This window comes from Pseudomonas sp. NFXW11 (assembly GCF_049887815.1).
Lineage (GTDB): Bacteria > Pseudomonadota > Gammaproteobacteria > Pseudomonadales > Pseudomonadaceae > Aquipseudomonas.
In genome coordinates, this window is record NZ_JAGEKI010000002.1 from 223,420 (window position 1) to 248,633 (window position 25,214).

A 25,214-nucleotide genomic window follows, 5' to 3' on the forward strand; every position below is an offset into this window, starting at 1 on the left:
CCTGGACGGCACGTGACCGCCACCACAGAAAGGCCCTTGGGCACTCTGCTGCGGGGGCGGTATGCTAGCATACGCGCCCCGCTAAACACTCATTCCTGCGACGTGAAGCGTTCTCAGGATGACCATGAATTGTTCGAGAGTTCTGTCGATGACCAATCCTGCCCTGATTGATGAGCTGAAGACCCTGGTTGAGCCTGGCAAGGTGCTGACCGACGCTGACTCCCTGAATGCTTACGGCAAGGATTGGACCAAGCATTTCGCTCCGGCCCCGGCGGCCATCGTGTTTCCCAAGACCACCGAGCAGGTCCAGGCCATTGTGCGCTGGGCCAATCAGCACAAGGTTGCCCTGGTGCCTTCGGGCGGGCGTACCGGGTTGTCGGCGGCGGCTGTGGCGGCCAATGGCGAAGTGGTGGTGTCCTTCGACTACATGAACCAGATTCTCGACCTGAACCTCACCGACCGCACCGCCGTGTGCCAGCCCGGGGTGGTCACCGAGCAGTTGCAGAACCTCGCGCAAGACAACGGCCTGTACTACCCGGTGGATTTCGCTTCCGCAGGTTCCAGCCAGATTGGCGGCAATATCGGCACCAATGCCGGCGGGATCAAGGTGATTCGCTACGGCATGACCCGCAACTGGGTGGCCGGCATGAAGGTGGTCACCGGCAAGGGCGACCTGTTGGAACTGAACAAGGACCTGATCAAGAACGCCACCGGCTATGACCTGCGCCAGCTGTTTATCGGCGCCGAGGGCACCCTGGGCTTCGTGGTCGAGGCCACCATGCGCCTGGACCGGGCACCGAAGAACCTCACCGCGATGGTCCTGGGCACCCCGGATTTCGACTCGATCATGCCGGTGCTGCACGCCTTCCAGGGCAAGCTCGACCTCACCGCCTTCGAATTCTTCTCCGACAAGGCCCTGACCAAGATCCTCGCCCGTGGCGATGTGCCGGCGCCGTTCGAGACCGACTGCCCGTTCTACGCCCTGCTGGAATTCGAAGCCACCACCGAGGAAGTGGCCAACCACGCCCTGGAGACCTTCGAGCACTGCGTGGAGCAGGGCTGGGTGCTGGACGGGGTGATGAGCCAGAGCGAAACCCAGCTGCACAACCTGTGGAAGCTGCGCGAGTACATCTCCGAGACCATCTCCCACTGGACCCCGTACAAGAACGACATTTCGGTCACCGTGTCGAAAGTGCCGGCCTTCCTCCAGGAAATCGACGCCATCGTCGGCAAGCATTACCCGGATTTCGAAATTGTCTGGTTCGGCCATATCGGCGACGGCAACCTGCACCTGAACATCCTCAAGCCGGACAACCTGAGCAAGGACGAGTTCTTCGCCAAGTGCGCCACGGTCAACAAGTGGGTGTTCGAGACGGTCGAGAAGTACAACGGCTCGATCTCCGCCGAACACGGCGTGGGCATGACCAAGCGCGATTACCTGACCTACAGCCGCTCGCCGGTGGAAATCGACTATATGAAGGCGGTCAAGGCGGCGTTCGACCCGAACGGCATCATGAACCCGGGCAAGATCTTCGCTGTTTGAGAGCAGGCAGCGTCCTGATGAAGTACACGAGCAGGAGTCGGTAAATGAGCTATCAGCACCAGTATGTCGACGGTACCCGGATTCATTTTCCGGTGGGCAAGGTGGTGTGCATCGGCCGCAACTACGCCGAGCACGCCAAGGAACTGGATAACCCGGTTCCCACCGAGCCCCTGCTGTTTATCAAGCCGGGCAGTTGCGTGGTGCCGCTGGAAGGCGGCTTTGCCATTCCCACCGAGCGCGGTTCGGTGCACTACGAGGCCGAGATCGCGGTGCTGATCGGCAAGCCGCTGTCCACCAAGCCCAGCCGTGAAGAGGTACTGGACGCCATTTCCGGCTTCGCGCCGGCCCTGGACCTGACCCTGCGCGACAAGCAGGCCGAGCTCAAGGCCAAGGGCCTGCCCTGGGAAGTCGCCAAGTGCTTCGATGGCGCGGCGGTGATCGCGCCTTTCGTGGTGGGCAGCACCTTCCCCGACCTGAGCGATATCGGCATCCGCCTGACCATCAACGGCGAAGTGCGCCAGGACGGCAACAGCAGCATCATGCTCAACCCCATAGTGCCGATGATCCAGTACATGGCTGGTTGCTTCTCCCTGCAGGCCGGCGATGTGATCCTCACCGGTACCCCGGTCGGGGTCGGTCCGCTGAATGTCGGTGACGAACTGGTGCTGGAATTGCCGGGTGCCAGCCGTTTCAGCAGCAGCGTGCGCTGAACCTGATCCTTGCCTGAGGGCCCGGAAATACCGGACACCTCAGGCCAAGGAGGGTGTGTTAACCGTTTTTTCACATCCTCTGCGGATAATTCCAGAGCTTAGGGTTCGCGGATGTGAAATTCGTGTGCTATTACCCATGGCCGAGCTTCTGGAATCTGTGTGATGGACGCCCACCCCCTGCCTAAACCTCAAGTTGCCCGTCGGCTGAAACTGCGCATGCGCTGGTATTCCTGGCTGCTGCTGGCCGGCGTCATCTGTTATGGCGTTGCCAGTGTCCTGCATTGGGACGACCGTGGCGTGCTCTGGGTCCAGGAAGGTTTTGTCAGCCCAGCCGAGCGCAGCGCCAGCGTCTGGCTGCCCGATTACCGCGTGGTGATCGATGCCAAGGCACTGCCGGGCATGGAGCGCGACGAGGCCTCCGACCTTGCCTATAACCCGCAAACCAAGACCCTGTTCTCGGTGATGGGCAAGAACCCGTTCCTGGTGGAGTTGACCCTGCAAGGTGACGTCCTGCGCAAGATTCCCCTGGTGGGCTGGGCCAACCCTGAAGGGGTGGCGGTCCTGGAAAACGGCTTGTTGGCGATTGTCGACGAGCGTCAGCATTCGCTGGTGATGGTCAAGCTCGAGGCCAATACCCAGGCGTTGAACATCAAGGATTTCCCGACTTACGACCTGGGCCCCTCGGCAGACCAGAACAAGGCCTTCGAAGCCATCGCCTGGAACCCGCGCAAGCAACAGCTGCTGCTGGGGGAAGAGCGGCCGCCGGCATTGTTCACCTGGAGCAGCGACGGCAGTGCGGTGCTCAAGGGCGACAAGCAGAAGCTGGCCAGCGATGAACTCGACCTGCGCAATCTTTCTGCCTTGGGCATCGATCCGCGCACCGGGCATACCCTAGTGCTGTCCGCCGACTCCCATCTGTTGCTGGAATTGGACGAGCAGGGCGAGCAGGTCAGCTTCATGGCCCTGCTTGGCGGTTTCAATGGCCTGAAGAACACCATTCCCCGGGCCGAAGGGGTAGCCATGGATGAAGCGGGCAACCTCTACATGGTCAGTGAGCCCAACCTGTTCTATCGCTTCGAGAAACAATGAACCGGTGGTCCGGCGCCCTGGCCGGACCGCTGGTTAAGCTTGAATTCAGGCGGCCGTGATATTTCATTCGCCTGTCCTGATTTCGAGCCGGCCCGCCATGTATCGCTTGACCCGTCTGCAACCCCTCTATCTGATTCTTGGCCTGTTGGCCGTGCTGCTGGCGGCGTTCGCCCATAACCATCGGCTGTGGCAGCGCGCCTGGTTCGATTGGCAAGCCCATTGGCAGGTGGCCGCCCCCCAGTCCCTGGGCCTGGGCGACTATCGGGCGGTGCTGCAGGCGCAGCCCATCGAGGGCCTGGATGAAGTTTCGGCGCTGACCTACGACCCGCTGCGCAATAGCCTGTTCACTGTGACCAACCAGAATGCCGAGCTGGTGGAGCTGTCCCTGGAAGGTCAGGTGCTGCGACGCATCGCCCTGATGGGCTTCGGCGATCCGGAGGCGGTGGAGTTTATCGCCGCCAATACCTATGTGATCAGCGATGAGCGCCAGCAGCGCTTGGTGAAGATCCATCTCGACGACGAGACCACCGCGGTGGATGCGCGCGAGGCCGAGCAGATCACCCTGGGCCTGCATCTGCCCGGCAACAAGGGCTTCGAAGGGCTGGCCTACGATTCCCGGGGCAAGCGCCTGTTCGTCGCCAAGGAGCGCGACCCGATGCTGATCTATGAAGTGCAGGGTTTTCCCGGCGAAATCCCGGGCAAGGCGGCCGGGCTGCAGGTGTTGAACGATCCCCAACGCGACGCGGGGCTGTTCGTGCGGGACTTGTCGAGCCTGCAATACGACGAGCGCAGCGGGCACTTGCTGGCCCTGTCGGATGAGTCGCGACTGGTGGTGGAGCTGGATGTACAGGGGCGCCCGTTGAGCACCCTGGCCCTGGGTAAGGGCCGCCAGGGCTTGAAACAGTCGGTGCCCCAGGCCGAGGGTATCGCCATGGATGACGCCGGTACCCTGTACCTGGTGAGCGAACCGAACCTGTTCTACGTCTTCAAGAAACCGGCGCCCTAGGGGCCGGCTCTTGTCTGTCGCTTCAGGCCTTGAGGGTCTTCACCCCGTCAGCGGTGCCCAGCAGCAGCACATCGGCCGGGCGCGCGGCGAACAGGCCGTTGGTGACCACGCCGACAATGGCATTGATCCGACTTTCCAGCGCCACCGGGTCGGTGATCTGCATGTTGTGCACATCGAGGATGATGTTGCCGTTGTCGGTGATCACCCCTTCGCGGTACACCGGATCGCCACCCAGCTTCACCAGTTCGCGGGCGACATGGCTGCGGGCCATGGGAATCACTTCCACTGGCAGCGGGAAGTTGCCCAGTACCGGCACCAGCTTGCTGGCGTCGGCGATGCAGATAAAGGTCTTGGCCACGGCGGCGACGATCTTTTCCCGGGTCAGGGCTGCACCACCGCCCTTGATCAGGTTCAGGTGCTCGTCGCTTTCGTCGGCGCCGTCGATGTAGAACTCCAGGTCGCTGACGGTATTGAGTTCATACACCGGAATGCCATGGCCCTTGAGGCGTGCGGCGGTGGCTTCGGAGCTGGCCACGGCGCCGTCGAAGGCGGCCTTGTGCTGGGCCAGGGCATCGATAAAGCAGTTGGCGGTGGAGCCGGTGCCGACCCCGACGATGCTCTTGTCGTCGAGTTTCGGGAGGATAAGGTCGACGGCGGCCTGGGCAACAGCCTGTTTGAGTTGATCCTGGGTCATGCGGGCTCCGAAGCGGGCAGGGGGGGCACAAAGGCCGGCATTATAGGCGCCGGAGCCGATCAGGTCATTGCCCGTTTGGCTTCCCGGCCGATTGCCGGCGGAGCGGCAAAGGCAATGGGGGCAGGCTAAACCTCGGTATTCGTGTGGTCGCCCGGGCAAACGCTGGGTTAGACTCCTTGGCCCTGCCCAACCCGCTCAGTGATGCTTTCCGATGCTCGAACAGTACGTTAAGAAGATCCTCACCTCGCGCGTTTACGACGTTGCCGTAGAAACCCCATTGCAGACTGCCCGCCAGCTCTCCGAGCGGCTGGGCAATCAGATCTGGCTCAAGCGCGAAGACTTGCAGCCGGTGTACTCGTTCAAGATTCGCGGCGCCTACAACAAGTTGACCCAGCTCAGCGACGCCGAGCGCGCCCGTGGCGTGGTCACCGCCTCGGCGGGCAACCATGCCCAGGGCCTGGCGCTGGCGGCCAAGGTGCTGGGGGTCAAGGCCACCATCGTGATGCCCAAGACCACCCCGGAGATCAAGGTCGAAGGCGTGCGTTCCCGGGGCGGCAAGGTGGTGCTGCATGGCGACAGCTTCCCCGAGGCGCTGGCCTATTCGCTGAAGCTGGTGGACGAAAAAGGCTACGTCTACATCCATCCCTACGACGATCCCCACACCATTGCCGGGCAGGGCACGGTGGCCATGGAGATTCTGCGCCAGCACCCGGGGCCGCTGGACGCGATTTTCGTTCCGGTGGGCGGCGGCGGGCTGATCGCCGGCATCGCCGCCTATGTGAAATACCTGCGTCCGGACACCAAGATCATCGGCGTCGAACCGGACGACTCCAACTGCCTGCAGGCCGCCATGGCCGCCGGTGAGCGGGTGGTGCTGCCGACTGTGGGCATATTCGCCGACGGCGTGGCGGTGGCGCAGATCGGCCAGCACACCTTCGACATCTGCAAAGACTATGTGGACGAAGTGATCACCGTCAGCACCGACGAGATCTGCGCCGCCATCAAGGATATCTACGACGATACCCGCTCGATCACCGAACCTGCCGGCGCCCTGGGCGTGGCCGGGATCAAGAAGTACGTCGAGCAGCGCGGTATAACCGGGCAGACCCTGGTGGCCATCGATTCCGGGGCCAACGTCAACTTCGACCGCCTGCGCCATGTGGCCGAGCGCGCCGAACTGGGCGAGGGCCGCGAAGCCATCATCGCCGTGACCATTCCCGAGAAGCCGGGCAGCTTCAAGGCTTTCTGCGAGGCCGTGGGCAAGCGCCAGATCACCGAATTCAACTACCGCTACAACACCGGCAGCGAGGCGCATATCTTCGTTGGCGTGCAGACCCACCCGGAAAACGATCCGCGCAGCGCGCTGATCGCCAGCCTCGGCGAACAGGGCTTCCCGGTGATCGACCTGACCGACAACGAACTGGCCAAGCTGCACATCCGCTACATGGTCGGCGGCCGGGCCGAGAAGGTCAGCGACGAAGTGGTGCTGCGCTTCGAGTTCCCGGAGCGTCCGGGAGCGCTGTTCAACTTCCTCAACAAGCTCGGCGGGCGCTGGAACATCTCGATGTTCCATTACCGCAACCACGGCGCCGCGGACGGCCGGGTGGTGGCGGGCCTGCAAGTGCCGGCCGAGGAGCGCCATCTGGTGCCGGCGGCCCTGGAGCAGATCGGCTACCCGTACTGGGATGAAAGCGACAACCCGGCCTATCAGCTGTTCCTCGGCTGAGCGGCTACGCTGAGAAACGGGGCCTTTAAGGAAGCACGCACATGGAAACACTGACCACGCTGAAGACCTTGCATGTACTGGCCACTGTGCTGGTGCTGGGCAGTGCGCTGGGCCTGGCGATCTGGGTCTGGCGCCTGCGTCGCCAGGGTGATGCGACTGTCTACAGCCGAGTGCTGCAACGCCCGGGGCTGTTCGGCTGGCTGCTGTTGGCGCTGGGCCTGATCACCCTGCCGTTCAGCGGCTGGTGGCTGGTGCACCTGGTGGGCTGGCCCCTGGGGCAGACTTGGCTGCTGGGTTCCAGTGTGCTCTACACCCTGGGCGCCCTGGCCTGGCTGTGGCTAATGGTGCGGCTCAACCGCCTGCGGCAGGCCAAGGCTGCCAGCGGCCTGGCCTTCACCCTGGTGCTGGCGATCTTCAGCGCCCTGTGTTTCGTCACCATTGCCGGGCTGATGGGCGCCAAGCCGGTCTGAGCCGTTAAGGATTGCCATGAAGGTCGTTCTGGTGGGGGCCACAGGGTTTGTCGGTCGCCATCTGCTGTCAGTGCTGCACGCCGCCGGTCATCAACTGATCGCCACCAGCCGCCATCCACAAGCGCCCGGCCTGCCGGGAGTGGAGTGGCGGCAACTGGATCTCGATCGCCTGGGCCATGAGCCCACGCCCTTTGTCCTGCCTGCCGATACCGACCTGCTGATCAATGCCGCCGGGCTGTTGAGCAGCGATGCCCGGGCGCTGACCCTGACCCAGGACCTGGGCACCCGGGCGCTATTCGACCTGGCTGCGGCCCGGGGCGTGCGGGTGTTGCAGATTTCCGCACTGGGCGCCGGCACCCAGCCCCATGTGCCCTTTCTGGCGAGCAAGGCCGCGGCCGATGACTACCTGCTGCGCCTGGGCGTGCCGGCGGTGGTGCTGCGTCCGTCGCTGGTGCTGGGGGCCGGTGGCGCCAGCAGTGGCTGGCTGGCGCGGCTGTCGCCCTGGCCGCTGATTCCGCTGCTGTCGTCCCGGGCGCAAATGCAGCCGCTGCATGTGGAGGACCTGGGCGCCGCAGTGCTGGCGCTGCTCCGGCACTGGCCGCATGAATCCATGGTGCTGCCCCTGGTGGGGCCGCAGCGGATGAGCATGGCGCAGTTGCTCGATTATCTGCGCCAGGCCCAGGGCTGGGCGCCGGGCCGTTACTGCCAAGTGCCCGCGCTGCTCCTCAGCGGGGCCGCGGCCCTGGGTGATCGTCTGGGTTGGCGTGCCCTGAATCGGCAAAGCCTGGCCATGGCCCGCAGCGATAACCTGGCCGACCCCGAAGTGCTGGCCTCGGTCTGCGGCTACCATGCGGCACCCCTGGCGGCGCGCCTGCAGGATTGGCCGCAGGCCGCGCAAAGCACCCAGCTGGCCCTGCGCCCACTGCTGCTGGCGGTGCTGGTGCTGATCTGGCTGGGCACGGCGGCGGTGTGCATCGGCCCCGGCTACGACTGGGGCCTGCGGATCATGGCCGAAGCCTCGGTGCAGGGGGTGTGGGCGAGCCTGGCGGTGATCGGCGGCTCGCTCTGCGACGCGCTGCTGGGTGTCGGCCTGTTGCTGCGGCGCTGGCGTCGACGGGCCTTGCAGGCGCAGTTGGCCTTGATGCTCGGCTACACCCTGATCATCAGCCTGATTCTGCCGCACTTCTGGTTTGACCCTTATGCCGCCGTGGCCAAGAACCTGGTGCTGATGGTGGCGACCCTTTGGCTGTTGTGGACCGAACCTTGCCGATGAGTGCTTATCTGCTGTTGAAAACCCTGCATATCCTGTCTTCCACCGTGCTTTTCGGCCTGGGCGCGGGCTCGGCCTACTACGCGCTGCGGGCCTGGCGCAGCGGCAAGCTGGAAGTGATTGCCGTGACCTTCAAGCACCTGGTGTTCGCCGACTGGGCCTTCACCGCCACCACGGCGGTATTCCAGCCGCTGAGCGGGCTGGGTTTGGTGCACCTGGCGGGCTGGCCATTGCAGCAGTCCTGGCTGCTGTGGAGCCTGGGGCTGTATGGCGTGGCGGGGTTGTGCTGGCTGCCGGTGGTCTGGTTGCAGATCCGGGTGCACAAGATGGCCGAACAGGCACTGCGCGACGGCACGCCGATGCCCTTGCGAGCCACCCTTTATATGCGCTGGTGGTTCGCCCTGGGCTGGCCGGCGTTCCTGGCCTTCATGGTGATTTTCTACCTGATGGTGGCCAAGCCGGCGTAGGTTTTTTCGCTGGCAAGCCAGCGCCTACAGCCGGCTCTCCGGCGAACGCTCTAGTCGCGCAGGCTGATCACCTGCCAACCGCGTTTCTGCGCTTCGGCTCGCAGGTTCGGATCGGGGTCCACGGCCACGGCGGTGGTCACCTGTTCCAGCAGCGGCAGGTCGTTCATCGAGTCGCTATAGAAGTAGCTGTCGTCCAGGCTGTGGCCGGTTTCCTCCAGCCAGCGCTGCAGGCGGGTCACCTTGCCTTCGCGGAAACACGGCACGTCGGTGCTGCGCCCGGTGTAGCGGCCGTCGTGCATTTCGCATTCGGTGGCGATCAGGGTTTCCACCCCCAGGCGCTCGGCAATCGGCGCGGTGACGAAACGGTTGGTGGCGGTGATGATCACCAGCTTGTCGCCGGCCTCGCGATGACTGTCCAACAGGGCCTGGGCCTTGGGCAGGAGGATCGGCTCGATGCAGTCGCGCATGTAGTCGCGATGCCATTCCTCGAGCACCGCCATCTCGGTGCGGCCGAGGATTTCCAGGCAGAAGTTCAGGTAGGCGGCGTTGTCGAGCTTGCCCGCCAGGTAGTCCTGGTAGAACTCGTCGTTGCGGGCCTTGTAGGCGATCGGGTCGAGGAAGCCACGTTCGCACAGGTAGTCGCCCCAGGCGTGGTCGCTGTCGCCGCCCAGAAGCGTGTTGTCCAAGTCGAATAAAGCCAGGCGCATTGCAGTTACTCACTGAAAAGTCGCGGAAAAAGGTGCCCAGAATACGGTCTTTTCACAAGAGTGCACATAAGCTAAGCAGCCTCGTTGCTGCATTCCCAAGCTTTGTGGAACAATGCGGCGACATGCGTTTGCGAGGTTGTAGCCGTGATCGACCCCGATGGTTTCCGCCCCAATGTCGGGATTATTCTGACCAATGATGCCGGCCAGGTGCTATGGGCTCGCCGTATCAATCAAGATGCCTGGCAGTTTCCCCAGGGGGGCATCAACCCCGACGAAACGCCGGAAGACGCCTTGTATCGCGAGTTGAACGAAGAAGTCGGGCTGGAGCGCGAAGATGTGCAAATTCTCGCCTGCACCCGGGGCTGGTTGCGCTATCGTTTGCCGCAGCGCCTGGTCAGGACCCACAGCCAGCCGCTGTGCATCGGCCAGAAACAGAAATGGTTTCTCCTGCGCCTGATCTCCAACGAGCAGCGGGTGCGGATGGATTTGACCGGTAAACCGGAGTTCGATGGCTGGCGCTGGGTCAGTTATTGGTATCCGTTGGGCCAGGTGGTGACATTCAAGCGCGAGGTGTATCGCCGCGCTCTCAAAGAGCTTGCCCCGCGCCTCTTAGTGCGCGACTGACGACGGAGTTCGACCCCGAGCCATGCTCAATACGCTGCGCAAGATCGTCCAGGAAGTTAACTCCGCCAAGGATCTCAAGACGGCGTTGGGGATCATTGTCTTGCGCGTCAAAGAGGCCATGGGCAGCCAGGTCTGCTCGGTCTATCTGCTGGACCCGGAAACCAATCGTTTTGTGCTGATGGCCACCGAGGGTCTGAACAAGCGTTCCATCGGCAAGGTCAGCATGGCCCCCAACGAAGGCCTGGTGGGCCTGGTGGGCACTCGGGAAGAACCGCTGAACCTGGAAAACGCCGCCGATCACCCACGCTACCGCTACTTCGCCGAAACCGGCGAGGAACGCTATGCCTCGTTCCTGGGGGCGCCGATCATCCATCACCGCCGAGTGGTGGGCGTACTGGTGATCCAGCAGAAGGAGCGCCGCCAGTTCGACGAGGGCGAAGAGGCCTTCCTGGTGACCATGAGCGCCCAGCTCGCCGGGGTTATCGCCCATGCCGAGGCCACTGGTTCGATCCGCGGCCTGGGGCGCCAGGGCAAGGGCATCCAGGAAGCCAAGTTCGTCGGTGTACCGGGCGCGCCCGGTGCGGCGGTGGGCAGCGCGGTGGTGATGCTGCCGCCCGCCGATCTGGATGTGGTGCCGGACAAGTACATCAGCGATATCGACGCCGAACTGGCGCTGTTCAAGAGTGCCCTGGAAGGGGTGCGCGCCGACATGCGCGCGCTGTCGGAAAAACTCGCCACCCAGCTGCGCCCGGAAGAACGCGCGCTGTTCGACGTCTACCTGATGATGCTCGACGACGCTTCCCTGGGCAGCGAAGTGAAAACCGTGATCAAGACCGGGCAATGGGCCCAGGGCGCGTTGCGCCAGGTGGTCACCGATCACGTCAACCGTTTCGAATTGATGGACGACGCCTACCTGCGTGAGCGCGCCTCGGACGTCAAGGACCTGGGCCGCCGGCTCCTGGCCTACCTGCAGGAAGAGCGCCAGCAGACCCTGGTCTACCCCGACAACACCATCCTGGTCAGTGAAGAGCTGACCCCGGCCATGCTCGGCGAAGTGCCGGAAGGCAAGCTGGTGGGCCTGGTCTCGGTGCTGGGCTCGGGCAACTCCCACGTGGCGATCCTGGCCCGGGCCATGGGCATCCCGACGGTGATGGGCCTGGTGGACCTGCCGTACTCCAAGGTCGACGGCATCCAGATGATCGTCGACGGCTACCACGGCGAGGTCTACACCAACCCCAGCGAAGTGCTGCGCAAGCAGTTCGCCGATGTGGTGGAAGAGGAGCGGCAACTGGCCCAGGGCCTGGATGCCCTGCGCGACCTGCCGTGCGTGACCCCCGATGGCCACCGCATGCCGCTGTGGGTCAACACCGGCCTGCTGGCGGATGTGGCCCGGGCGCAGAAGCGCGGCGCCGAGGGTGTGGGCCTGTACCGCACCGAAGTACCGTTCATGATCAACCAGCGCTTTCCCAGCGAGAAAGAACAGCTGGCGATCTACCGCGAACAACTGTCGGCCTTCCATCCGCAGCCGGTGACCATGCGCAGCCTGGACATCGGCGGCGACAAGGCGCTGTCCTACTTCCCGATCAAGGAAGACAACCCTTTCCTGGGCTGGCGCGGTATCCGCGTGACCCTCGACCACCCGGAAATCTTCCTGGTGCAGGCCCGGGCCATGCTCAAGGCCAGCGAGGGCCTGAACAACCTGCGCATTCTGCTGCCGATGATCAGCGGTATCCACGAGCTGGAAGAGGCTTTGCACCTGATCCACCGCGCCTGGGGCGAAGTGCGCGACGAAGGCACCGATGTGCCGATGCCGCCGGTGGGGGTAATGATCGAGATTCCCGCGGCGGTCTACCAGACCCGGGAACTGGCGCGCCAGGCGGACTTCCTCTCGGTGGGCTCCAACGACCTGACCCAGTACCTGCTGGCCGTGGATCGCAACAACCCGCGGGTCGCCGACCTCTACGACTACCTGCACCCTGCGGTGCTGCAAGCCCTGCAAAACGTGGTGCGCGACGCCCACGCCGAAGGCAAGCCGGTGAGCATCTGCGGCGAGATGGCCGGTGATCCGGCGGCGGCGGTGCTGCTGATGGCCATGGGTTTCGACAGCCTGTCGATGAACGCCACCAACCTGCCGAAGGTCAAGTGGATGCTGCGCCAGATCAGCATGAGCAAGGCCAAGGAACTGCTGGACGAGATGATGACCATCGACAACCCGCAGGTGATCCACAGTTCGCTGCAGCTGGCACTGAAGAAGCTCGGGCTGGCGCGGATGATCAATCCGGCTTCGACCAAGACCCTGTAATCAAGGTGTTTTCTTCGCCGGCTAGCCGGCGAAGGCTTCAGACCTTCAGCTCCACCTCTCCCAAATGCCCGCCATAAGGCCCGAAGCTGCGCTCCAGCAGATGCCGTGAACCGTCGGCGCTGACGATCAGCGCGGTGCTGGCGCGGGTGCCGTAGCTGGGGCTGGCGATAAACACGCTCGATAGCAGGCTTTCCGTGGCCAGGCCCACGCCGGTGTCCGGCAGCTCGGCGAAGGGCGCCGTCTGCGGGTCGCTGAGCAGTGCCAGGAGTGCCTGGGGCTGCGGGTCGGCCAGCACTTCCTGCAAGGCGGCCTTGGCCTTGAGCAGCTTGGGCCAGGGCGTATCGAGCCCGGCATTGGACAGGCCATAGACCCCGGGCTTGAGCCGTTGTGGCTCCAGGTCCTGGGCGTTGTAGTGCCACAGCTGCTCGGCGGTACCCAGCAGCAGGTTGAAACCGGCGTACTCCACCGAACGGCCCACCACATCCTGCAAGTAGTCTTCCAGCGGCACAGTGCCGGCGAGAAAGCGCGCCACCAGCTCGCCGCGGGAACGTCGGGCGGGCGGTTGATGGGGGTTGCGAATATTGGTCAGGGCGGCAAAGCGTCCGTCGGCGCCGATTCCCAGCCAGGTGCCACCGGCTTCCAGGTCGCGACCGGCGTGGATCTGCGGCGATTCCGGCCATTGCCCCAGGGGCAGGCTGGGCCGGGCATAGAATTCGTCACGGTTGGCCGCGACGATCAGCGGTTGGGCATGACCCGGTCGCCAGGCGAAAACGATCAAGCACATTAAGGTGGCCCCCTGTGTGTTTTTGCCCACTCTACCCATCCAGCCAGCGGCTATCCACGTCCGCCTGTGGAGTCCGGGGCGGCGCATCCGTTAACATGCCGCTCTTATTTTCGGATGCTTCCATGGAATTTCTGCTCTATCTGCTGCTGGGCGCCTGCGCGGGCGTGCTGGCCGGGCTGTTCGGCGTGGGCGGCGGGATCATCATAGTCCCGGTGCTGGTGTTCAGCTTCACTGTGCAAGGTTTCGATGCGGCAGTGCTGACTCACCTGGCGGTCGGCACGTCCCTGGCCAGCATCATCTTCACCTCGGTCAATGCGGTGCGCGAACACCACCGGCGTGGCGCGGTACGCTGGCCGATCTTTACCTGGATGGCGGTGGGCATTCTGCTGGGCGCCGGTTTTGGCGCGCTGACCGCCGAAGCCATTTCCGGTCCGAACCTGCAGAAAATCATCGGCGTCTTCGCCTTGGTAGTGGCCCTGCAAATGACCCTGGAGCTCAAGCCCAAGGCCAGTCGCCAGGTGCCCGGCAAGCTTGGCCTGACGGTGGCCGGCTCGGTGATCGGCTGGGCCTCGGCGATTTTCGGCATCGGCGGCGGCTCGCTGACGGTGCCCTTCCTGACCTGGCGCAGCGTGCCGATGCAGCAGGCGGTGGCCACCTCTTCGGCTTGCGGCCTGCCCATCGCCCTGGCCAGTGCCTTAAGTTTCATGATTCTGGGCTGGCATGATCCGCAGCTTCCGGCCCATAGTCTGGGGTTCGTGTATTTGCCGGCGCTGCTGGGCATTGCCCTGACCAGCATGGTGTTCGCCCGGATCGGCGCGCGCCTGGCCCATAAACTGTCGCCACGCCTGTTGAAACGCCTGTTCGCCGCGCTACTGTTCAGCGTGGGAATCAGCTTTCTGTTCTGAGGTCTGACGCAATCCTGGCTTAATCCTGGCGTGACAGTTTCTCCCGGAATTGACCGCTCTAACCCCTACGAGGAGTCGCAATGCTGCCTTACCCGCAGATCGATCCGGTGGCCCTGGCCATCGGCCCGCTGAAAATCCACTGGTACGGCCTGATGTACCTGATCGGCATCGGCGGCGCCTGGCTGCTGGCGTCGCGCCGGCTGAACCGCTTCGATCCGACCTGGAGCAAGGAGAAGCTCTCGGACATGGTGTTCTGGATGTCCATGGGCGTGATAGTCGGCGGGCGTCTGGGCTATGTGCTGTTCTACGACCTGAGCGCCTACCTGGCCAACCCGACCCTGATCTTCGAAGTGTGGAAGGGTGGCATGTCGTTCCACGGCGGCTTTATCGGGGTGATGCTGGCTGCCTGGTGGTTCGGCAAGCGCAACAACAAGAGCTTCTTCGAGCTGATGGACTTCGTCGCGCCCATGGTGCCGATCGGCCTGGGCGCCGGGCGCATCGGCAACTTCATCAACGCCGAGCTGTGGGGCAAGGCCACCGATGTGCCCTGGGCCATGATCTTCCCGCCCTTCAGCGACCCGGCGCAGCTGCCTCGCCACCCATCGCAGCTGTATCAGTTCGCCCTGGAGGGGGTGGCGCTGTTCCTGATCCTCTGGCTGTTCTCGCGCAAGCCGCGGCCGACCATGGCGGTGTCCGGCATGTTCGCCCTGTTCTACGGGATCTTCCGCTTTATCGTCGAGTTCGTCCGGGTGCCGGACGCCCAGCTCGGCTATCTGGCCTGGAACTGGCTGACCATGGGTCAGATTCTCTGCGTGCCGATGATCCTCGGTGGCCTGGGGTTGATCTGGCTGGCCTATCATCGCGCTCCGGCCCAGAGCGCGGCGCAATAAATTCGAACCCCGGGGCGCGCCCCGGGTTCAAGGATGCAGGTAACTCATGAAGCAATATCTTGACCTGGTGGCTCATGTCATCAACAACGGCACCAAGCAGGCCAACCGCACTGGGGTGAACACCATCAGCTTCCCCGGGGCCATGCTGCGCTACGACCTCAAGGAAGGTTTTCCGGCCATCACCACCCGCAAGATGGCCTTCAAGTCGGCCATCGGCGAAATGGTCGGCTTCCTCCGTGGGGTGAACAACGCCGCCGAGTTCCGCGCCCTGGGCTGCAAGGTCTGGGACCAGAACGCCAACGAGAACGCGCAATGGCTGGCCAACCCGTTCCGCCAGGGCGCTGACGACCTGGGCGAGATCTACGGCGTGCAATGGCGCAAGTGGCCGGCCTACAAGCAGATCAAGGTCAGCAACCAGGCGGCCATCGACCTGGCGTTGAGCCAGGGCTACCGGCAGATCGCCGCCGGCGAGGAAGAAGGCCAGGGTTATGTGGTGCTGTACAAGGCCATCGACCAGGTGCGCCAGTGCGTCGACACCATCATCAACGACCCGGGCAGCCGGCGGATCCTGTTCCACGGCTGGAACTGCGCCCAGCTGGACGAAATGGCCCTGCCGCCGTGCCACCTGCTGTATCAGTTCCACCCCAATGTCGAGACCCGGGAAATCTCCCTGACCCTCTACATCCGCTCCAACGACCTGGGCCTGGGCACGCCGTTCAACCTCACCGAGGGTGCGGCGCTGCTGAGCCTGATCGGCCGCCTGACCGGCTACACGCCGCGCTGGTTCACCTATTTCATCGGTGATGCCCACGTCTACGAGAACCACCTGGACATGCTCAACGAGCAGCTCAAGCGCGAGCCGTTCCCCATGCCCAAGCTGGTGATTTCCGAGCGCGTGCCGGAGTTCGCCAAGACCGGCGTCTACCAGCCCGAGTGGCTGGAGCTGATCGAGCCCGGCGACTTCTCCCTGGAAGGCTACCAACACCACGCGCCGATGACCGCGCCAATGGCGGTCTAGCTCTTACCCCGGCGTTACCCAGGGGCCGCGTGGCCCCTGTCGATTCTCTGACCTTTACCGACCGATGCCCGGGATTTTTCCGGGCATTGCCGTGTCTGATGGGCGACTAAGCTCTCAGCAGGGGCCCCGTGCAGTGCGGGGCGTTGTTCATGTGATTTTCAACGCGAGCCCTTGAATGGAAGAATTCAACCGCAGCCTTTTCCTGGCCATCAATGCCAGCGCCGATGCATCACTGGCCATGCGCGAGCTGGCGGTGTTCCTGGCGCAATGGGTGGTCCTTTGCGTGCCGCTGATGCTCCTGGTGTTCTGGGTACTGGGCGAGCGCCGGCAACGGATGATCGTGCTCTACGCCACCCTGAGCATCGTCCTGGCCCTGGCCTGCAACCTGCTGATCCGTGAACTGTGGTTCCACCCGCGTCCCTTCATGCTGGGCCTGGGGCAGAACTTCCTCGCCCATGCCCCCGGTGCCTCCTTCCCCAGCGACCACGCCAGCGGCATGTTCGCCATGGCCTTTGCCCTGCTGCTGGTGAACCTGCGCAAGACCGGCCTGGTACTGCTGGCGCTGGCGTTGCTGGTGAGTTGGGCGCGGGTCTACCTGGGGGTGCATTTCCCCCTGGATATTCTCGGTGGCTGCCTGGTGGGCCTGTTCAGCGCCTGCATGGTGCACCTGACGCTGGCTTGGCGTGAGTTCGACCAGCGCCTGCTGGCGATCGTGGAAGGTGCCTATCTGCGGCTGCTGGCCAGCGTGCGGCGCGGCTCCTGAGGGCGCGCCCTGGCCTCAATGGCCGTGGCTGCGGCCGACATGGGAGGGTTCGGTTTCACTGGGGGCCACCGAGCCGCTGACCTCCAGGCGCTGGAGAATGCCGCAGTGCTCCAGGCCCGGTCTTTCGCTGCAGCGCTGGCGCAGGTCCAGCAACTGTTCCTGCAACACCAGCAGGCCGTCGATGCGCGCCTTGACGTGATGGATATGCTCGTCGATCAAGGCGTTGACGCTGGCGCACTGGCTTTCGGGGCTGTCGCGCAGGTCGAGCAGGCTGCGGATTTCCTCCAGGGTCATGTCCAGGCTGCGGCAGTTGCGGATAAAGGTCAGGCGCTCGCTGTGGGCCTGGGTGTAGAGGCGGTAGTTGCCTTCGCTGCGAGCCGGTTCCGGCAGCAGCCCTTCGCGTTCGTAGTAACGGATGGTCTCGACCTGACAGTCGGTGAGTTTCGCCAGTTCGCCAATTTTCATGTCCGCAGTCTCCGAATGGGTGCTTGACCCTATAGTGGCTACAGGGTGTTCACTTGGCAACAAGCACCTTTATTCGGACGCGACCCTTATGAGCGACTCCCTGCACAGCCCGCGTACACCCGGCACCCAGCCTCCCCATGCTGATCACGATCACGATCACGATCACGATCACGATCACGATCACGATCACGATCACGATCACGAGCATGGCCATTCCCATGCCCCGGCGGGCAAGTTGCAGCCGCTCAAGGCCCATGACCACGCTGCCCACGGCGGTTCCTGCTGCGGTTCCGCCAGCCTGGCGCCGGCGAAGGTCACCCTGAGCGAGAAGCCCAGTGCAGGCGCACGCCTGAGCAGCTTCCGCATCGAGGCCATGGACTGTCCCACCGAGCAGACCCTGATCCAGAACAAGCTGGGCAAGCTGGCCGGGGTCCAGGCCCTGGAGTTCAACCTGATGAACCGTGTGCTGGGGGTGACCCACGACCTGCCGAGCACCGCGCCGATCATCGAGGCGGTCAAGTCCCTGGGCATGCACGCCGAGCCCCTGGAGCAGGATGGCGCCGCCGCCGCACCCGCCGCCGAGGCGGTGAAGAAACCCTGGTGGCCGCTGGCCCTGTCGGGTATCGGCGCGCTGGCCGCTGAAGTCATCCATTTCACCAATGCCGCGCCCGACTGGGTAATCGCCCTGGTGGCCCTGGTGTCGATCCTCAGTGGCGGCCTGGGCACCTACAAGAAGGGCTGGATCGCCCTGAAGAACCGCAACCTGAATATCAATGCCCTGATGAGCATCGCCGTGACCGGTGCGGTGCTGATCGGCCAATGGCCGGAAGCGGCGATGGTGATGTTCCTGTTCACCGTGGCCGAGCTGATCGAGGCCCGCTCCCTGGACCGGGCGCGCAACGCCATCAGCGGCCTGATGCAGATGACCCCGGAACAGGTGACGGTGCAACAGTCCGATGGCAGCTGGCTCGAACAAGAGGCGAGCAGCGTCGAGCTGGGCGCCCGGGTACGGGTACGGCCCGGTGAGCGCATCGGCCTGGATGGCGAGGTGGTTGCCGGCAATTCCACCATCGACCAGGCGCCGATCACCGGTGAAAGCCTGCCGGTGGAGAAGACCCTGGGGGACAAGGTGTTCGCCGGCACCATCAACCAGGCCGGCTCCCTGGAGTATCGGGTCACCGCTGCGGCCAACAACTCGACCCTGGCGCGAATCATCCACGCCGTGGAACAGGCCCAGGGCGCACGGGCGCCGACCCAGCGCTTCGTCGACAGCTTCTCGAAAATCTACACCCCGGCAGTGTTCGCCTTTGCCCTGGCGGTGGCGCTGATTCCACCGCTGTTCATGGCCGGTGTCTGGTTCGACTGGATCTACCGCGCCCTGGTGCTGCTGGTGGTGGCCTGCCCGTGCGCCCTGGTGATTTCCACCCCGGTGAGCATCGTCAGCGGCCTGGCCGCGGCGGCGCGCAAGGGCATCCTGGTCAAGGGCGGGGTCTACCTGGAGGGCGGCTACAAGCTCGACTACCTGGCCCTGGACAAGACCGGCACCATCACCCACGGCAAGCCGGTGCAGACCGATTTCCTGCCCTTGGACCCGCTCGCCCAAGACCGTGCCCCAGCCCTGGCCGCCAGCCTGGCCGGACGTTCCGATCACCCCGTGTCCCTGGCGATCGCCCAGGCGGCTGTGGATAAACAGCTGGCCATGCTCCCTGTGGATAACTTCGAGGCCCTGACCGGGCGCGGGGTGCGCGGCGAAATCAATGGCCAGTTGTATCACCTGGGCAACCATCGCCTGGTGGAAGAGCTGGGCCTGTGCTCGCCGGCCCTGGAAGAGCAACTCTTCGCCCTGGAAAAACAAGGCAAGACTGTGGTCCTGCTGCTGGACAGCCATGGCCCGCTGGCGCTGTTCGCGGTGGCCGATACGGTGAAGGAGTCGAGCCGCGAAGCCATCCAGCAACTGCATGAGCTGGGAATCAAGACCCTGATGCTCACCGGCGACAACCCCCATACCGCCCAGGCCATCGCCGCCCAGGTGGGGATCGACCAGGCCCGTGGCGACCTGCTGCCCACCGACAAGCTGCAAGCCATCGAAGGCCTGTATGCCCAGGGTCATCGGGTGGGCATGGTGGGCGACGGCATCAACGATGCCCCGGCCCTGGCCCGAGCCGAGATAGGTTTCGCCATGGCCGCGGCCGGCACCGATACCGCCATCGAGACCGCGGATGTCGCGCTGATGGACGACGATCTGCGCAAGATCCCGGCATTCATCCGCCTGTCACGCCAGACCTCGGTGGTGCTCAAGCAAAATATCGCCCTGGCACTGGTCATCAAGGCGATCTTTCTTGGGGTAACCTTTGCCGGATTGGCCACCATGTGGATGGCCGTGTTCGCCGACATGGGCGTCAGCCTGTTGGTGGTCTTCAACGGTTTGCGCCTGCTGCGCAAGTAGCCGCGGCAGCGGCAAGCTCAAGCTACAAGCGGCAAGCGACTGAGGGGAGAACCAGAGTGATGAATGCACCCGCTTCAGCTTGCGGCTTGCCGCTGAAAACTTGCAGCTGCGTGCGCCGGCCATGCTGAGTGCCGAGCTGAAGGCGTTCTACATGGTGGCGCGCCTGGGCAGCATTACCCTGGCGGCGAAGAAACTCGGCCTCAGCCAGCCGACCGTGACCACCCAGATCCGCAACCTGGAAAACCAGTATTCGGTGGAGCTGTTCTACCGTGGCGGGCGTCGCCTGAGCCTCAGCGAAGAAGGCGCGCGCCTGCTGCCGATGGTCAAGGAGTTGCTGCAGAAGGAAGCCGATATCGAGTTCTTCCTGCGCAACAGCGGGCAGGTCCAGGGCACGCTGCGCATTGCCGCTACCGCGCCGTACTACATCCTCGATCTGGTGAAGACCTTCCGCCAGCGCCTGCCACAGGTGGAAGTGGCGGTGGAGATCGGCAACTCCCAGCAGGTGCTCGAAGCCCTGGAGGAATATCGGGTGGATGTGGCCGCCTCCTCGCAACTGCTGGAAGACTCGCGGTTGGTCCGCCGCTTGCTGGGCACTGATCCGCTGGTACTGGCGGTGCACCGCAACCATCCCCTGGCGGCGCTGCAGCATGTGCCGCTGCAAGCCCTGGCGGGCCACACCCTGCTGATGCGCGAGCCCGGCTCCACCACCCGCAGCCTCACCGAGGCATTGCTGAAGAACGCTAATGTCGGTTTTGGCCCGCTGCTGGAGATCGGCAGCCGCGAGTCGATCCGCGAGGCGGTGCTGCGCAATATCGGCATCAGCATCATTGCTCGCCAAGAAGTGCCCCACGACCCGCAACTGCGGGTGCTGACCATCGAGAATGCCCCGCAGATCGCCGAGTACCTGTACTGCCTCAAGGAACGCAGGAACGCCCGCCTGCCCGCGGCTTTTCTCGGCCTGGCCCAGGAAATGGCCCCCGCCTTGCCCTGAGTGCCGGTATTGCTCAAGCCTGCGTCACCCGTCATAGGGCGAAAGATTACGGGCGCAGTTCGCGATAATTTCCATCAGTACTGAATAACTAGCCATCGATAGAACACGACCATGGATATATACACTTCCAACTATTCCCGTGTGCCAGTGAGTTGGGTTAATAGTGATTCTGCATAAGTCAAAGTGCCAATTGTATTGAACTTATTCCGTTTGTCGGCTTTTCAATTTTATATAAAGTTCTGCACTAACGTTGCGCGAGGGGGTTAGCGAAACAACGAGGAAGGAATCATGAAAAAGACTGAGGATGCTGCAAAAAGACCCGGGCGCCTGACCGAGTCGCTGAAGAAGTTGAGCGACGATGGGCATACGGTAAAGATTGTCGGTTCAATAAAGAACGGCAAGCTGGAGATCGACCCTGAATCTCTGGCGGAGCTGAATAGAGCCCACCCGCAAGCCAACTTGTCCTTTGTTGCGGTGAATGCACCGTTCAAGAGTCTCTAGGCAAGTAACCGTTGTGCAATAACTATTGATCATGGCTGCCTGAAACACTGATGCCTGGAGCAATTGGGGTATGCAGGAAGTATTCAATACCCCAATTCTTTCGCGGCCTGGTTCTTTGCGCGGCGAATGCTTGCTGCAGCGGCCAGATCGATCTTCCCTCTTGCGTTACCACAGTGGATGGGTTGCGTTATGAGCGATATCGCCGGTTCAACACTTTATGCACTGCGCGAACAAGGGGTTCCCGTTCTGCCTTATTACGACGAGCTGCTGCAGCATGCCTGCCGCCAGTGCTCGCCGCTTTTTGGCCAGAGGGTTTATGCCGATATCTACCATGAGGCGGCTGCCGACCCGCAGTGGCTGGCCATTTCGCTGATTACCAATGCCGAGCGCGAAGGCGATGGCGCAACGCGGCTGTGGAGCCTGGCGGCCTGCACGCCCGATGCGGACCAGGCCGGGCAGATTCGCCAGCACGCCATCGACGAATCCCATCATTCCCGGGCCTACATTCAACTGCTCGACATGGCCTTTCCCGGGGCGGTGGATGAAAAGCTGCACGCCGAACTCCTCAGCCTGTCCCCTGGTTATTCCCGGCAACAGGCACCCCAGGCGACCCCCGGTTCGGCCTTCGCCCATGCCATCACCCTGGATGACCTGATCCAGATGAACATCGCCGAGATCCGCACCCGGGTTCATCACCTGCTGCAGCGGCCGATTCTCCTGCAGTTCTGCCCTGCCTACAGCAGGCCTCAGTTGGCGCGCATCCTCGACCGGCTGCTGTACGACGAAACCAGGCATATTGCCTACACCGCTCGGCTGATCGAGGGCTTCTGCGGCAGTGGCGAAGCGGCCGAGGCGCGCAAGCTGCTGCTGGAGCGCATGGATGATTTCGATGCCATCACCCGGCAGGAACTCGAGCTGCGCGTGTTCGAATGAACCCGGCGCCTGGAGTGTCGGCGATGACTGCGTGCAAGGCTCAGGCGCCGGACCTGCGCGAGCTGGTGTCGCTGGGCAAAGTGCGCCGCTGGTGCCTGCAGCATGGCCTGGACCGCGCTGCATTCAGGGCGCTGCACGGCGAGGCCCAGCTGATCTGCATGGCGCGCCTGTTGCACTATGTGCTGCTTGAGCAGCGCTGCGACGCATGCTTGTCCATCGAGCCCTGGGGAGCCGATCAGCGGCTCTACCTGGGCCATGGCCCACGGCTGGAAGTGCCGCTGGCAGGCCATGCCCCACGGATCTATTTCGAGCTGCTGGCCAACCCCAGCTGGCATGAGGAGGGGCAGCGTCGGGAACTGGCTTCCTGCGGCAGTTTCCTGCGGGCATTGGGCAAGGTCCTGGCCGCTACCGACTATGGGGAGGATCTGCCGGCCCTGGCACTGGATTACCGCAACAGCTTGTGCAACCTGATCCTCAATCTGGCCCTGGGCCGCACCAGAGCGGCCCACAGTTGCGCCATCGAGCCGGTGTGCCGCGGGCATGGGTATTACCCGTTCCCGGCCTTGCGCATAGGGCCGTCCATCGAGGAGGTGGTGGCAGTCTCGAACCTCTCGCCGCAACCGGTGCCGCTGTTGTTCGTGCGGGTTCCCGGCTACAGCTTCAACTCCACGGACTATGCCGACCCCAAGCTCTGTGCCGCCCACTGGAGTGCCGCCGCTGCGGTGGCTGAGCAATGCCTGCTGCCGGTTCATCCCTGGCAGTTCAGGTTGTCGCCGGTGATCAGGCAGATGCTGCACAGCAAGCAGATCAGCCTGGCGCCCCTGCACGTGCCAATGATGCCCCTGGCATCCCAGCGCACCTGCCGGGTACTGGCCACCGGTCATGACCTCAAACTGTCCCTGGATGCCACCCTGACTGGGGAGCGTCGCTTGCTCTACCGGCTCAACAGTTACAACGCGCCCTTGGTTTCCAGCCTGATTCGCCAGGTGCTGCGCTGCAGCGAAATCAGCACCCTGGATTTTCAATACGATGTTGCGTCCCTGTACTGGGACGATCCCCTGATCGGCCCGCACTTGAGCGCGATTGTCAGGGCGCCTTGTGTGGCCGCCAGCAATGAGACGGTGGTGCCGGCGCTGAACCTGTGGGCCTCGCGGGAACAGGCAAGTGGTTGGTTGAAGCTCGGCAATCGCCAGCAGGCGCTCGATACTTTCGATCGCTACTGCCGGCTGCTGATGGGCGCTGTGGTGCCGTTTTGCACGCAGTGGGGCATCGCCCTGGAACCGCATCTGCAGAACAGCTATGTGGTGGTCCGCGATGGCTTGCCGGTGCGGGTGATAGTGCGCGACCTGGACAACTCGATCCTGGACCCGCAGAGCGTCCGCGGCATGTGCCGGGAGCAGGGCCTGGCGCTGGCGCCGGATACCTGGGCCCATATGCCGGCGTTTGCCATTGGCCAGCGGCGGCTGGTCCATGCGCTGTTGCGTGGGCATCTCTACCCGGTGATGCATTTTTTCATCCGCCACCTGGGGCTGGACCTGCCGCAGCTGGAAGCGTGCCTGAGTGACGGCTGGCAAGCGCTGGCCGAGCAGGCGCCCGGTGCCCACGGCAAGCGCAATGTGCAAGCGCTACGGGCCCTGGTGGAGTCGACCAAGCACTCCTTGAGCATGCGCCTCAAGCAATCGATGACCATGTCATTCCAGTAGCGGCGCGGCTGGCCGCTTTTGCCGCAACCCAAATCCGCCAATACCACTATCGGTAGCTTTTGCCCGATTGCCATATGAGCTACGCATTCGCTCTCTAGGATGGCCTGCATCTGCTTGATGAGGTCCGCCCATGAACCACCCGACTGCAACAGCCCTGAGCAACCCCGGCGCGCCGATGAAGGTGCGCGGCATCCAGAAGCGTTTCGGCGCCTTCACCGCCCTGGACAATGTGTCCCTGGATGTCGCCGCCGGTGAGCTGGTGTGCCTGCTGGGGCCCTCCGGCTGCGGCAAGACCACGCTGCTGCGCTGCATTGCCGGGCTGGAGCGCCAGGACCAGGGCGAGTTGTACCTGGGCACTCGGGATGTGTCGCAACTGGCGCCCCAGGCTCGGGACTACGGCATTCTGTTCCAGTCCTATGCCTTGTTTCCCAACCTCACGGTGCAAGCCAATATCGCCTACGGCCTGGCCGGCAGCGGTCGCGAGGAAGTGCGCCAGCGCGTGGCGCAGATGCTGGAACTGGTGGGCCTGTCCGGCAGCGAGAAGAAATACCCCGGGCAACTGTCTGGCGGCCAGCAGCAGCGCGTCGCCCTGGCCCGCGCCCTGGCGCCGGCGCCTTCGCTGTTGCTGCTGGACGAGCCGATGTCAGCCCTGGATGCCCGGGTCCGCGAGCACCTGTGCACCGAGTTGCGCCAACTGCAACGCCGCCTGGGCATCACCACCCTGATGGTCACCCACAACCAGGACGAGGCCATGCTGATGGCCGACCGCATTGCGGTGATGAACAACGGCAAGGTCGAGCAGTACGCCACTCCCCAGGAAATCTACGACAAGCCGGCCACGCCCTTCGTTGCCGAATTTGTCGGCCAGGGCAACTGGCTGCCTTTCAGCCGTACCGGCGACAGCCAGGCCCAGGTTGGCGGGTTGAATGTGCGCCTGGCCGACGACTCGGCCAAGGCCGCTTCGGGCCGGCTGTTCTGCCGTCCTGAAGCCATCAGCGTGAACCCGCCGGTGCACGAGGAAAACCTGTTTGCGGCCAAGGTCCGCGAGATCACCTTTCTCGGCAACCGCTGCCGCATGAGCTTCGAGCTCAACCACCTGCCGGGGCATGCACTGCTGGCGGAACTGGCCCCCGAAGCCATGCCGCGCCTGGGCGCCCAGGATATCTGGGTGGCCTTGCCGCCCCGCAGCCTGCAGGTGTTTGCCTGA

At 63.9% G+C, this 25,214-nt stretch carries 24 protein-coding genes; 20 read left to right on the forward strand and 4 right to left on the reverse strand.

The features are described from left to right. The first annotated feature begins 148 nt into the window (after positions 1-148). The 4 genes from J4P02_RS04275 to J4P02_RS04290 all read left to right on the forward strand — a co-directional run bounded on the left by J4P02_RS04275 (position 149) and on the right by J4P02_RS04290 (position 4,348). Positions 149-1,543, forward strand: a complete 1,395-nt coding sequence (locus J4P02_RS04275) for an FAD-binding oxidoreductase (RefSeq protein ID WP_426188094.1) — start codon at positions 149-151, stop codon at positions 1,541-1,543. A gap of 44 nt (positions 1,544-1,587) precedes the next feature. Beyond that, positions 1,588-2,253 carry a fumarylacetoacetate hydrolase family protein gene (locus tag J4P02_RS04280; protein WP_426188096.1) on the forward strand — a complete coding sequence of 222 codons (666 nt, stop codon included), beginning with the start codon at positions 1,588-1,590 and terminating at the stop codon, positions 2,251-2,253. A 162-nt stretch (positions 2,254-2,415) separates the two neighbouring features. Next, complete coding sequence (locus J4P02_RS04285) at positions 2,416-3,342, forward strand: SdiA-regulated domain-containing protein (protein WP_426188098.1); 927 nt, start codon at positions 2,416-2,418, stop codon at positions 3,340-3,342. 97 nt (positions 3,343-3,439) lie between these two features. Next, positions 3,440-4,348, forward strand: coding sequence for an SdiA-regulated domain-containing protein (locus tag J4P02_RS04290; RefSeq protein WP_426188100.1), 909 nt, complete (start codon positions 3,440-3,442; stop codon positions 4,346-4,348). A gap of 22 nt (positions 4,349-4,370) precedes the next feature. Here J4P02_RS04290 and rpiA read toward each other — a convergent pair whose 3' ends face one another. Continuing rightward, a complete protein-coding gene (gene rpiA / locus J4P02_RS04295) occupies positions 4,371-5,042 on the reverse strand; it encodes a ribose-5-phosphate isomerase RpiA (protein WP_426188102.1) in 672 nt (223 codons plus the stop codon). A gap of 211 nt (positions 5,043-5,253) precedes the next feature. Between rpiA and ilvA the strand changes: the two genes are divergently transcribed. Genes ilvA through J4P02_RS04315 form a run of 4 tightly spaced genes read left to right on the forward strand, consistent with a single transcriptional unit; the run spans position 5,254 to position 8,975 of the window. After that, a complete protein-coding gene (gene ilvA / locus J4P02_RS04300) occupies positions 5,254-6,768 on the forward strand; it encodes a threonine ammonia-lyase, biosynthetic (RefSeq protein WP_426188104.1) in 1,515 nt (504 codons plus the stop codon). A 41-nt stretch (positions 6,769-6,809) separates the two neighbouring features. Then, entirely contained in the window at positions 6,810-7,238 is a 429-nt protein-coding gene (locus tag J4P02_RS04305; RefSeq protein WP_426188106.1) for a DUF2269 domain-containing protein, read from the forward strand. 16 nt (positions 7,239-7,254) lie between these two features. After that, on the forward strand, positions 7,255-8,511 hold the full coding sequence (locus J4P02_RS04310) for an SDR family oxidoreductase (RefSeq protein WP_426188108.1): 1,257 nt from the start codon (positions 7,255-7,257) through the stop codon (positions 8,509-8,511). Beyond that, positions 8,508-8,975, forward strand: a complete 468-nt coding sequence (locus tag J4P02_RS04315) for a DUF2269 family protein (RefSeq protein ID WP_426188110.1) — start codon at positions 8,508-8,510, stop codon at positions 8,973-8,975. The genes J4P02_RS04310 and J4P02_RS04315 overlap by 4 nt, the downstream gene beginning before the upstream one ends. A 50-nt stretch (positions 8,976-9,025) precedes the next feature. Here the strand turns inward: J4P02_RS04315 and J4P02_RS04320 are convergent, their stop codons facing one another. Beyond that, positions 9,026-9,682, reverse strand: coding sequence for an HAD family hydrolase (locus J4P02_RS04320; protein ID WP_426188112.1), 657 nt, complete (start codon positions 9,680-9,682; stop codon positions 9,026-9,028). A gap of 144 nt (positions 9,683-9,826) precedes the next feature. Between J4P02_RS04320 and J4P02_RS04325 the strand changes: the two genes are divergently transcribed. After that, positions 9,827-10,306: an RNA pyrophosphohydrolase gene (locus J4P02_RS04325; RefSeq protein WP_011064073.1), complete on the forward strand. Its 480-nt coding sequence runs from the start codon at positions 9,827-9,829 to the stop codon at positions 10,304-10,306. Between the two features lie 22 nt (positions 10,307-10,328). After that, positions 10,329-12,608, forward strand: a complete 2,280-nt coding sequence (gene ptsP / locus J4P02_RS04330) for a phosphoenolpyruvate--protein phosphotransferase (RefSeq protein ID WP_426188114.1) — start codon at positions 10,329-10,331, stop codon at positions 12,606-12,608. 37 nt (positions 12,609-12,645) lie between these two features. Here ptsP and J4P02_RS04335 read toward each other — a convergent pair whose 3' ends face one another. Continuing rightward, on the reverse strand, positions 12,646-13,392 hold the full coding sequence (locus J4P02_RS04335) for an NRDE family protein (protein ID WP_426188116.1): 747 nt from the start codon (positions 13,390-13,392) through the stop codon (positions 12,646-12,648). Positions 13,393-13,514: 122 nt separating this feature from the next. Between J4P02_RS04335 and J4P02_RS04340 the strand changes: the two genes are divergently transcribed. The 4 genes from J4P02_RS04340 to J4P02_RS04355 all read left to right on the forward strand — a co-directional run bounded on the left by J4P02_RS04340 (position 13,515) and on the right by J4P02_RS04355 (position 16,968). After that, complete coding sequence (locus J4P02_RS04340) at positions 13,515-14,297, forward strand: sulfite exporter TauE/SafE family protein (protein ID WP_426188118.1); 783 nt, start codon at positions 13,515-13,517, stop codon at positions 14,295-14,297. Positions 14,298-14,377: 80 nt separating this feature from the next. Further along, positions 14,378-15,187: a prolipoprotein diacylglyceryl transferase gene (gene lgt / locus J4P02_RS04345; protein ID WP_426188120.1), complete on the forward strand. Its 810-nt coding sequence runs from the start codon at positions 14,378-14,380 to the stop codon at positions 15,185-15,187. A gap of 46 nt (positions 15,188-15,233) precedes the next feature. Continuing rightward, a complete protein-coding gene (locus tag J4P02_RS04350; protein ID WP_426188122.1) occupies positions 15,234-16,205 on the forward strand; it encodes a thymidylate synthase in 972 nt (323 codons plus the stop codon). 175 nt (positions 16,206-16,380) lie between these two features. Beyond that, positions 16,381-16,968: an undecaprenyl-diphosphatase gene (locus tag J4P02_RS04355; protein ID WP_426188124.1), complete on the forward strand. Its 588-nt coding sequence runs from the start codon at positions 16,381-16,383 to the stop codon at positions 16,966-16,968. A gap of 15 nt (positions 16,969-16,983) precedes the next feature. On the opposite strand, the gene cadR is transcribed toward J4P02_RS04355, so the two are convergent. Then, positions 16,984-17,433, reverse strand: a complete 450-nt coding sequence (gene cadR / locus J4P02_RS04360) for a Cd(II)/Pb(II)-responsive transcriptional regulator (RefSeq protein ID WP_426188126.1) — start codon at positions 17,431-17,433, stop codon at positions 16,984-16,986. An 88-nt stretch (positions 17,434-17,521) separates the two neighbouring features. Between cadR and J4P02_RS04365 the strand changes: the two genes are divergently transcribed. The 6 genes from J4P02_RS04365 (at position 17,522) to J4P02_RS04390 (ending at position 25,214) form a co-directional block, all read left to right on the forward strand. Further along, positions 17,522-19,879, forward strand: a complete 2,358-nt coding sequence (locus J4P02_RS04365; RefSeq protein WP_426188128.1) for a heavy metal translocating P-type ATPase — start codon at positions 17,522-17,524, stop codon at positions 19,877-19,879. Positions 19,880-20,000: 121 nt separating this feature from the next. Beyond that, a complete protein-coding gene (locus tag J4P02_RS04370; RefSeq protein ID WP_426188130.1) occupies positions 20,001-20,870 on the forward strand; it encodes a LysR family transcriptional regulator in 870 nt (289 codons plus the stop codon). A gap of 288 nt (positions 20,871-21,158) precedes the next feature. Next, the gene (locus tag J4P02_RS04375) at positions 21,159-21,371 is read left to right on the forward strand and encodes a hypothetical protein (RefSeq protein WP_426188132.1); all 213 of its coding nucleotides are present in this window, start codon (positions 21,159-21,161) and stop codon (positions 21,369-21,371) included. A 189-nt stretch (positions 21,372-21,560) separates the two neighbouring features. Then, positions 21,561-22,304, forward strand: a complete 744-nt coding sequence (locus tag J4P02_RS04380; protein ID WP_426188134.1) for a hypothetical protein — start codon at positions 21,561-21,563, stop codon at positions 22,302-22,304. 23 nt (positions 22,305-22,327) lie between these two features. After that, a complete protein-coding gene (locus J4P02_RS04385) occupies positions 22,328-24,007 on the forward strand; it encodes an IucA/IucC family protein (protein ID WP_426188136.1) in 1,680 nt (559 codons plus the stop codon). A gap of 130 nt (positions 24,008-24,137) precedes the next feature. Further along, complete coding sequence (locus J4P02_RS04390) at positions 24,138-25,214, forward strand: putative 2-aminoethylphosphonate ABC transporter ATP-binding protein (protein WP_426188138.1); 1,077 nt, start codon at positions 24,138-24,140, stop codon at positions 25,212-25,214.